The sequence below is a fragment of the Rhodopseudomonas rhenobacensis genome (assembly GCF_014203125.1).
GTDB classification, from domain to species: domain Bacteria; phylum Pseudomonadota; class Alphaproteobacteria; order Rhizobiales; family Xanthobacteraceae; genus Rhodopseudomonas_A; species Rhodopseudomonas_A rhenobacensis.
Genome location: NZ_JACHIH010000027.1, coordinates 60,700 through 70,952 on the forward strand (window position 1 = coordinate 60,700; position 10,253 = coordinate 70,952).

Below are 10,253 nucleotides of genomic sequence, written 5' to 3' on the forward strand. Positions count from 1 at the left end.
CAATCCGGAGGTCACTCGGCTGCGCGAGGACCCGATAAGATATATCGTTCGGACGCCGTGCGCGAAGGGATCGTTGATGCAGATCGCGGCGCCAGCCGCCGCAGCGGCGCGACCGACAGTCCCGGCAGCGGCTGCAGCGGTGCGAGATCAGCGTCCGCTGCAGCGGAGCTCCTTGATCATCGCGATGTGACTGTCGCCGGCGCCCGCGACGAAGCCGAGGCGTTGATAGAGCCGGCGGGCACGGACGTTGCCCCGCAGCACGCACAGCGACAGCCGGCTCGCGCCGAGCATCGCAGCCGCGCCTGCGAGGCTGCCGATCACCGCGGTGCCGATGCCGTCACCGCGGGCGGCGGCCGAGATGCCGATATCGATCAGATGCAAGGTGCCGGCGCCCAGGTGCGACGCGCCACCGCGGGCCTCGCTTATCGGCATGCCGGCGCCTGGAGGCTCCGGCAGCAGCGCCAGCATCAGCCGCCCGACTGATCTACCGCGGTGCTCGATCACGGCGTCATCCGCGTCGGGCCAATTCTGCTGATAGCCGAGCTGTTGCGCCCGATACTGTTGATCCAGCAACGCCGTCAGCATTGCGTCACTCAGCCCGAGCGCCGCAAACTGCGGCGCGCGCTCCTCATGGAACAGGCCACGGCAGAACGCCGCGTCGGCTGCCGCCGTCGCACGCACGCGGACGTCGAGATCGGCGACCCGCAGCGCCGCGACGATCGCCCCGCGAGGCCGCGGCGGCGTGGCGGCAGCCGGCGCCACGGCGCTCATCCGAACGAGGGAAATTCCCCTTGGGTCGCGATGCAATAGATCATCGCCAAGGTCGGCTGAATGTTGGGATGCGGCTCAGAGTTTCCGCTCAGCCCCATCGCGCCGGGAGCAAAGGTGGTGTCCGCCGGAGGCGGCAGGAAGCCGTTGAAGTTCGGATCGACCGCGATGCTGGACCCTGCGGCCGGCGCCGCCGTCGCATTGGCGCTGCCCTTGCTGCCAAGTTGCAGCGAATGGGTGTGCCAGGGCATTTGGTCGATCTGCAGGGCGACACCCGCCTCACCAGGCTGATCGCCGACCTGGTACGGGCTCAGGCCGGGTCCCTGCCCCTGACTGATCGCGACACGGCCGACCAGGTTCGGCAGCATGAAGGTGCTGCTGCCATTGCCGCCATAGGCCGTGCCGATCAGCGCGAACAGCGGCGTGTATTGCTGGATGCTCAGGGTCTGTCCATAGCACGGCAGCCAGCCCTCCGGGCAGTAACCGAACGCGAAGGCCTGAATCTCTCCGATATAGGGCTGAGCCATGAAATCCCCCTGGATGATTGCGTGGCGCCGGCGCGTCGGCGCGCTGGGTCGTCGTTCAGGCGCGCGTCAGTTCTGGCTTGGGAAGACCCCGACCCAGGCGATGCAGAAATTGCCCGCCAGGCTTGGCATCATGTTGTCGTGCGGCATATTGCTGCCGGCCGGGACGACGCAGGCGGCCAGCGCAACCGTGCTCGACGGATCGGGCGCATAGAGCTTGAAGGTATCCGGAGTGGCGGCTGCCAGATGCACGGTGTCGCCGGGTGTCGCCGTGGTGCCGGCATTGGTGGTGGCGATCAGCGGATGGCTGTGTCGTGGGGTGTTCTGGTCCAGCAACGTCTGCTCCGGCGCACCGGCGGCCTGCCCCAGCACGCGCGGGGTCAGTCCACCGGCTCCGGTTCCTTGCGAAATCGGCACCCGGCCGCGCAGGTCCGGCACGTTGAAGACGTTCACACCGTCGCCGCCAAAAGTGGTGCCGATCACCGCGTAGAGGACCTCGTATTCAGCGATGCTGCGTTGAGAGCCGTCGCAGGCCAGCCAGCCCGTGGGCACTCGCGGAAAACCGAACAGACGGATCTCGCCGACATAGGGATCTGACATCGGATAACTTCCTTACCAACTTCCTGACCAACTTCCTTGCGAGGATAGCGAACCTATCGGTCGAGTATGTGAGGCGGAAGACATCATTTCGAGACCGAAGGCGGGGTGGAGCAAGCGCAACTCTTTCAAAGACCTGTTCAGGTCCGGAGACGTTCAGAGCCATAGACGCGGACGATTGCCCGGCCGCTCGCCGCAAGCACTTTGGTAGCGGCAAGGCCACGCAAGCGGACCGGCGACCAAACAATCGACGAGACGATTTTCAATCATCAAGCGCGCGACCGTCACGGGCGCGGCGGGAATATGCCGTTCAGCGCAATCAGATAGTTGACGACGAGATACGGCTGCATGTTGTTGTGCGGCAGACTGCCACCGTCGTATCCGACATTGCCGCCCACCACCAACGGCACCTCATTGCTACCGGCCGGAGCGAAGATCGATTCTTCCGCGGTGGTGGTGGCAAAGATCTTGTTGGTCGGCGGCGCCGCGCGGCCCGTGCCGGATCTCGTCGTCGCCTGGATCATGTGATTATGACGCGGGAGCTGGTCGACTGTGAGCGTCACGGTCTCGGTGCCGCTGACCAAGCCCCACGCCACCGTGCTCAAATTGCACCCCAAGACGGCTCGCCCGCGCAGATCCGGCAGCGCAAACGTTGCGACACCATTGCCGCCATAGGTCACGCCGAGCAACGAAAACAACGCTTGGTAATTTTGGACCGGAAGCAGCCGCCCATCGCAGGGCGCCCAATTCCTCGGTACGATTCCAAAACCGGCGGGCATGATCTGCCCAACAAATGGCTCCAGCGGCATCAAAGCACCTCGAAGCTCGAAATAACTAACAATAAATATCTTGTAGTGAGCAAGCTATTTCAACGCATCGAAGCCTGTCAAGGCGCTTCGTCGTTACTAATCATGATTAGCAGGCGATCTTGCTGCGTCGCACCGCCACTTCGATTTGACATCGGTTAGTCGTGTGGCGGAATTGCCACGAACACCGGAAGATCGCCAAAACCGCTCGAAATACAGGCGAATTGAGTAGTCACCATCTTGCAACCGATCCTAAAGTGGGCCTTATTTGCTCCCGGAAGGGTCGGACGGCCGCAGGATGGAATGCGCGGAACCGACCTCGTCGGCGGATTACCGTTGGCCAAACGGGTCCTGAGGATAACTGGGAGTGAGGCATCTCGGCGGCATCTGCCGCAGATTTTGATATTTCCGCAATCGCGTCTTTCTTCGTGACGACATTCTTCGTGACGACTTCCTTCGTGACGACATTGAATTCTTCGAATTCTTCAATTCACACGAGGTGCGGGTCAGCCCTGCGGCTCGTCAGTTCGGAATTGGGCTGGAGCATGTTTCGAAATATTCGGCTGAGCCTCGCGAAGCAAATGTCGGACGCGCGGATTCCGGCGATCTGTGGTCTTGGTTTGCGATCGCGCCGTTTGCGGCGGGTTTCCATCGCCGCTCGGCTGGGGCGGGTCGCGGCGTTGGCGATCGGCCTCACCGTGACGGTGTTCGGCACGTCGATGGCCAATGCCGCTTGCGAAACCAGCGTCGATTTCACCGGCGCGGCCCTCAATGATACAAGAACGCTGGACGTCTCTGACTGCTCGGAAGCGGTGCGCGCCGGTCTGTATACGACGAACGGCTTCGATTCGCAGATCGATGCCCCGATGTACGACAATAACAGCGACGGCAATCCGGTCGCAGCCTCCATCGGTGGCGGAAATGGCGCAATTTTCCTGGTCACGCCGATTTCCGTCGGCGACGGTCTGACGTTCAACGGCTACACGATCAAACTGACAACGCTAGGTACGTCGACGTCGGGCAGTATTCCCGTTTACTATGCGTCGCAAAGCTGCCCGATTTCAGCAAATTGCCAGTACCTGATCGATACGGGCTTTTACTACGCCATTACCGACACCACCTATACGATATCGGTGACAAACATGCCGTCGCTGGCGCCCGGCGCGCCGACGATCGGCACCGCCACCGCCGGCGATGCCCAGGCCACCGTGACCTTCACACCGCCGTCCTCGGTCGGCGGCTCCCCGATCACCAGCTACACGGTGACCTCCTCGCCGGGCAGCATCACCGCCACCGGCCCAGCATCGCCGATCACGGTCACCGGCCTGACCAATGGCACCGCCTATACGTTCACCGTCACCGCGACCAATTCGAACGCCACCGGCCCGGCGTCGGCAGCGTCGAACAGCGTCACCCCCAAGGCGGCGCAGACCATCACGTTCGCGCAGCCCGGCGCCCAGAACTTCGGCACCAGTCCGACGCTGAGTGCGAGCGCCACCTCCAGCCTGCCGGTGACGTTCACGTCTTCGACGACCGGGGTGTGCACCATCAGCACCGGCGGCACCTTGACCTTTGTGACCGCCGGCACCTGTACCATCAACGCCGACCAGGCCGGCGATGCCAGCTATCAGGCCGCGCCGACCGTGACGCGCAGCCTCGCGGTCAACGCCGTCGTGCCCGGCGCACCGACCATCGGCACCGCCACGGCCGGCGATGCGCAAGCCACGGTGACGTTCACGGCGCCGGCGTCGAATGGCGGCTCGGCGATCACCGATTACACCGTCACGTCCTCGCCCGGCGGCTTCACCGGAAGCGGTGGCGCCTCGCCGATCACCGTCACCGGGCTGACCAACGGCATCGCCTATACGTTCACGGTGATTGCGACCAACTCGGCCGGCACCGGCGCGGACTCGGCCGCCTCCAACAGCGTCACGCCCAAGGCCGCACAGACCATCACCTTCGCGCCGCCCGGCGCGCAGACTTTCGGCACCAGCCCGACGCTGAGCGCGAGCGCCACCTCAAGCCTGGCGGTGACTTTCAGTTCGACCACGACCGGGGTCTGCACGGTCACGCCGAGCGGCACGTTGACCTTCGTGACCGCCGGCACCTGTACCATCAACGCCGACCAGGCCGGCGACGGCACCTACCTGGCCGCTCCGACCGTCTCGCAGAGTTTCGCCGTCAACGCCATCGCGCCCGGCGCGCCGACCATCGGCACCGCCACGCCCGGCGATGCGCAGGCCACGGTGACGTTCACGGCGCCGGCGTCGAATGGCGGCTCGGCGATCACCGGTTACACCGTCACGTCCTCGCCCGGCGGCTTCACCGGGAGCGGTGGCGCCTCGCCGATCACCGTCACCGGGCTGACCAACGGCATCGCCTATACGTTCACGGTGACGGCGACCAACTCGGCCGGCACCGGCGCGGCCTCGGCCGCCTCCAACAGCGTCACGCCCAAGGCCGCACAGACCATCACCTTCGCGCAGCCCGGCGCGCAGACCTTCGGCACCAGCCCGACGCTGAGCGCGAGCGCCACCTCAAGCCTGGCGGTGACCTTCAGCTCGACCACGACCGGGGTCTGCACGGTCACGCCGAGCGGCACGTTGACCTTCGTGACCGCCGGCACCTGTACCATCAACGCCGACCAGGCCGGCGATACCAGCTATCAGGCCGCGCCGACCGTGACGCGCAGCTTCGCGGTCAACGCCATCGTGCCCGGCGCGCCGACCATCGGCACCGCCACGCCCGGCGATGCGCAGGCCACGGTGACGTTCACGGCGCCGGCGTCGAATGGCGGCTCGGCGATCACCGGTTACACCGTCACGTCCTCGCCCGGCGGCTTCACCGGGAGCGGTGGCGCCTCGCCGATCACCGTCACCGGGCTGACCAACGGCATCGCCTATACGTTCACGGTGACGGCGACCAACTCGGCCGGCACCGGCGCGGCCTCGGCCGCCTCCAACAGCGTCACGCCCAAGGCCGCACAGACCATCACCTTCGCGCAGCCCGGCGCGCAGACCTTCGGCACCAGCCCGACGCTGAGCGCGAGCGCCACCTCCAGCCTGCCGGTGACCTTCACGTCTTCGACGACCGGGGTGTGTACCATCACCTCCGGCGGCACGTTGACCTTCGTGACCGCCGGCAATTGTACGATCAACGCCGATCAGGCCGGCAACGGCGCTTACCAGGCGGCCACGACGGTCACCCGCAGCTTCGCCGTCAACGCCGTCGTGCCCGGCGCGCCGACCATCGGCACGGCGACGGCGGGCAACGGCCAGGCCACCGTGACCTTCAGCCCGCCGGCCTCGAACGGCGGCGCAGCGATCACCAGCTACACCGTGACCTCCTCGCCGGGCGGCATCACCGCCACCGGCCCCGCCTCGCCGATCACGGTCACCGGCTTGGCCAATCTCACCGCCTATACGTTCACGGTCACGGCGACCAACTCGGCCGGCACCGGCGCGGCCTCGGCGCCGTCGAACAGCGTAACGCCGTTGCCGGACGCGCCGACGGTGACGGCGATCAGCCCGGCCGCGGGTCCGCTCTCCGGCGGCACGGCGGTGACCATCACGGGCAGCAATTTCATCGGCCCCACCGCGGTGACCATCGGCGGCAGCGCAGCCACCGGCGTCACTGTGGTCAACGCCACCACCATCACGGCAACCACGCCGGCGCATGCCGCGGGCACCGTCGACGTCGCGGTCACCACCTCGGGCGGCACCGGCACCGGCGTCGGTCTCTATACCTACGCCGCGACGCCGACGGTGGCGTCGATCGCGCCGAATGCCGGCCCGATCTCCGGCGGCACCAACGTGACCATCACCGGTACCAACTTCACCGGCGCCTCCACCGTGACGATCGGCGGCGCCGCGGCCACCGCAATCACCGTGGTCAGTGCCACCACCATCACCGCAACCACGCCCTCGCATGCCGCGGGCACCGTTGACGTGGTGGTCACGACTCCCGGCGGCACCGGCACCGGCGTCGGTCTCTACACCTACGCCGCATCACCGACGGTGGCGTCGATCGCGCCGAACGCCGGCCCGATCTCCGGCGGCACCAACGTTACCATCACCGGCAATAACTTCACCGGCCCAGCCGTCGTGACCATCGGCGGCAGCGCAGCCACCGGCGTCACCGTGGTCAATGCCACCACCATCACGGCAACCACGCCGGCGCATGCCGCGGGCACCGTCGACGTCGCGGTCACCACCTCGGGCGGCACCGGCACCGGCGTCGGTCTCTATACCTACGCCGCGACGCCGACGGTGGCGTCGATCGCGCCGAACACCGGCCCGATCTCCGGCGGCAGCAATGTGACCATCACCGGTACTAACTTCACCGGCGCCACCGCCGTCAGCATCGGCGGCAGTCCGGCGACCGGCGTCACCGTGGTCAGCGCCACCACCATCACCGCGATCACCCCGGCGCATACCGCGGGGACCGTCGACGTCGCCGTCACCACCCCCGGCGGCACCGGCACCGGCGCCGGCCTGTACACCTATGCGGGGACGCCGACGGTGGCGGCGATCTCGCCGAGCGCCGGTCCGACCGCAGGGGGCACGGCGGTCACCATCACCGGCAGCAACTTCACCGGCGCCACCGCGGTCAGCATCGGCGGCAGCGCGGCCACCGGCTTCGCCGTGGTCAATTCCACCACCATCACCGCAACCACGCCGGCGCACGCCGCCGGGACCGTCGACGTCGCCGTCACCACCCCGGGAGGCACCGGCACCGGCGCCGGCCTCTACACCTACAACGCGGTGCCGGTGGTGACGGCGATTGCGCCGACTTCCGGCCCGGCTGCGGGCGGCACCGCGGTGACCATCACCGGCAGCAATTTCACCGGCGCCACGGCCGTCACCATCGGCGGCACCGCGGCCACCGGCGTCACCGTGGTCAGTGCCACCACCATCACCGCGACGACGCCGGCGCATGCCGCCGGCGTGGTCAGCGTCGCCGTCACCACACCCGGCGGCACCGGCACCGGCGCCGGGCTCTACACCTACGCCGCACCGCCGACGGTGACCTCGATCGCACCAAATTCCGGCTCGATCAACGGCGGCACCGCCGTCACCATCACCGGAAGCAACTTCACCGGCGCCACCGCTGTCACGATCGGCGGCGCCGCCGCAACCGGGGTCACCGTGGTCAGCGCCACCACCATCACAGCGACCACGCCGGCACACGCCGCAGGCGTGGTCGATGTCGCGGTCACCACCCCGGTCGGAACCGGCACCGGCGCCGGGCTCTACACCTACGCCGGCGCGCCGACGGTGACGTCGATCTCGCCGAATTCCGGCTCGATCGCCGGCGGCACGACGGTGACCATCACCGGCAGCAATTTCATCGGCGTCACCGGCGTCACCTTCGGCGGCATCGCGGCCAGCAGCTTCACCGTGGTGAACCCGACCACCATCACCGCGGTCGTGCCGCCGCATGGCGCCGGCCCCGTCGACGTCGCGGTCATCACCTCTTCGGGGAGCGGCAGTTCCGGCCCGGGCGCGTTCGTCTATGCGCCACAGCCCTCGGTCGCCTCGGTCTCCCCGAGTTCCGGACCTAGCAGCGGCGGCACCGCCGTCACCATCACCGGCAGCAATTTCATCGGCGTCACCGGCGTCAGCTTCGGCGGTGCCGCCGCCACCGCCGTCACCGTGGTCAGCGCCACCAGCCTCACCGCGACCACGCCCGCGCATGCCGCCGGCGCCGTCGACATCGCCGTAACAAGCCCGAGCGGCACCGGCACCGGCAGCCAGCTGTTCAGCTACGTCGTCCCGGCCACCACCACCAGCCTCAGCTCGTCGCGCAATCCCAGCGAGGCCGGCCAGGCGGTGACCTTCACGGCGACGGTGAACGCCGGCGGCGTCACCCCGACCGGCACCGTCACCTTCAACGACGGCGGCGTCGCGATCGGCTCGGCGATCCTGTCAGGCGGCACCGCGGCGCTGACCACCAGCGCGCTGACGATCGGCACCCACAGCATCACCGCGGTGTTCGCCGGCAATGCGAATTTCGCAGGAAGCACCTCGTCGCCGCTGCTGCAGGCGGTCAATACCCCGCAGGACAGCCTGAAACTGCGCGCGTTGCAGATCATGGCGACCAAGACCATCGCGCAGAGTTCGGGCGCCGCGATCTCCGGCGCGATCGACAGCGCGATTTCGGAAGGCTTTGCCAACGGCGGACAACTGCTGACGCCGTCCGGCTCCGGCCTGCGTTTCAATTTCACCGACGATCCCGATCAGATGGGGCCTGCCAGCGCGGAAACCACCGTCAGCAAGCGTTGGAACGGCAGCTATGGCACCACCGCGGAAACCGCCGGCATCGGCGCCAGCAACGGCGGTCGCGGCGCCGGGCGCGGCAAATCCCGCGTCGACGACGCCTTTGCGGCGATCGATCGCGACACCATGAAGACCAAAGCCCCGGCACGGCAGCTCGTCGAGCCGAAAGACTGGCTGCTGTGGGCCGAAGTGAAAGGGGCCAGCATCGGCCAGTGGAATTCAAACAACACGGTTTCGGCCCTGTACGGCGACCAGGTCAACGCGCTGATCGGCCTCACCCGCAAGGTGTCGACCAACGTGTTGGTCGGCGTGGTCGGCGGCTACGAAACCTTCGATTACCGATCGGATACGCTGAACGGCCGCCTGAAAGGCGACGGCTGGACCCTCGGATCTTATGCCGCCTGGAAATTCGCGGCCGGGCTGCGCCTCGATGCGGCGGCCGCCTATTCGGGGATCGGCTATGACGGCGCGGCAGGCGCGGCCAACGGCACCTTCGACGGCCGCCGCTGGCTGGTGTCCGGCGGCCTCACCGGCACCACCGAGCTCTACGGTTTCGCCATCGAGCCGTCGGCCCGGGTCTACGCGCTGTGGGAGCGCGAGAACGCCTACACCGATTCCCTCGGCACGCTGCAGGCGGAGCGCGACTTCTTCACCGGCCGCGCGTCCGGCGGTCTCAACGCCAGCTATCCGTGGCTCTACAGTGCCACGGTGACGCTGGCGCCCTATGCGGGCCTCTATGCCGATTACTACTTCACCGGCGACGACGCCGCGGCGGTGGCGCTCGCCGGCACGGCGCCGCTGGCCTCGGTGCCGCTGCTGGACGGCTGGTCGGCGCGGGTCACCGGCGGACTGGCGGCGCGCTTCGGCAATGGCGCCGCCGTGGCGCTCGGCGCCGAACTCGGCGGCCTGGGCGGCACGGTGCAGATCTGGACGCTGCGCGGCCGGGCCTCGATCCCGTTTTGAGAACGATATCGACTGCGGCCGGCGCGACACCGCGCCATGAAGGTCAAAGGATTCTTGAAGGATCGCGACTGCCCGATCCGGGCGTCCCCGCCGTTAGCTGAAGAGCTAGTCTTAAAGCGGGACCTTGGTGGACGCACCAGGGCTCGAACCTGGGACCCGATGATTCGACGCGGATCAAAGCAAGAAGCCTCTTTCGAGGCACTGTTCTTCACATCGCGCCGTCCCCCTTGTATCTGCCCATTGAGCAAAATGTGCGATGGAAGCGGCTTAGCGCGTTGGCCGGTGGCCACCGGCCAACGCGCGCGGCGATGACGCCC

Annotated in this window: 5 protein-coding genes; 1 reads left to right on the forward strand and 4 read right to left on the reverse strand. The window is 67.6% G+C overall.

Going from position 1 to position 10,253, the window contains the following annotated elements; all coding sequences use genetic code 11:
- Window positions 1-147 precede the first annotated feature (147 nt).
- The 4 genes from HNR60_RS24235 to HNR60_RS18365 all read right to left on the reverse strand — a co-directional run bounded on the left by HNR60_RS24235 (window position 148) and on the right by HNR60_RS18365 (window position 2,698).
- On the reverse strand, window positions 148-762 hold the full coding sequence (locus tag HNR60_RS24235) for a GNAT family N-acetyltransferase (protein ID WP_210313667.1): 615 nt from the start codon (window positions 760-762) through the stop codon (window positions 148-150).
- A 5-nt stretch (window positions 763-767) separates the two neighbouring features.
- The gene (locus HNR60_RS18355; RefSeq protein WP_184260350.1) at window positions 768-1,295 is read right to left on the reverse strand and encodes a phage tail protein; all 528 of its coding nucleotides are present in this window, start codon (window positions 1,293-1,295) and stop codon (window positions 768-770) included.
- Between the two features lie 66 nt (window positions 1,296-1,361).
- Window positions 1,362-1,892, reverse strand: coding sequence for a phage tail protein (locus HNR60_RS18360; protein WP_184260353.1), 531 nt, complete (start codon window positions 1,890-1,892; stop codon window positions 1,362-1,364).
- A 281-nt stretch (window positions 1,893-2,173) separates the two neighbouring features.
- Window positions 2,174-2,698, reverse strand: coding sequence for a phage tail protein (locus HNR60_RS18365; protein WP_184260356.1), 525 nt, complete (start codon window positions 2,696-2,698; stop codon window positions 2,174-2,176).
- A 632-nt stretch (window positions 2,699-3,330) separates the two neighbouring features.
- On the opposite strand from HNR60_RS18365, the gene HNR60_RS18370 reads away from it, so the two are divergent.
- Complete coding sequence (locus HNR60_RS18370; RefSeq protein WP_210313669.1) at window positions 3,331-9,936, forward strand: IPT/TIG domain-containing protein; 6,606 nt, start codon at window positions 3,331-3,333, stop codon at window positions 9,934-9,936.
- The last annotated feature ends 317 nt before the right edge of the window (window positions 9,937-10,253 follow it).

Excerpts from the sequence above, each read along its gene's own strand:
- HNR60_RS18355 (WP_184260350.1), bottom strand. The coding sequence starts at position 1,295 with ATGGCTCAGCCCTATATCGGAGAGATTCAGGCCTTCGCGTTCGGTTAC.
- HNR60_RS18360 (WP_184260353.1), bottom strand. The coding sequence starts at position 1,892 with ATGTCAGATCCCTATGTCGGCGAGATCCGTCTGTTCGGTTTTCCGCGA.
- HNR60_RS18365 (WP_184260356.1), bottom strand. The coding sequence starts at position 2,698 with ATGCCGCTGGAGCCATTTGTTGGGCAGATCATGCCCGCCGGTTTTGGA.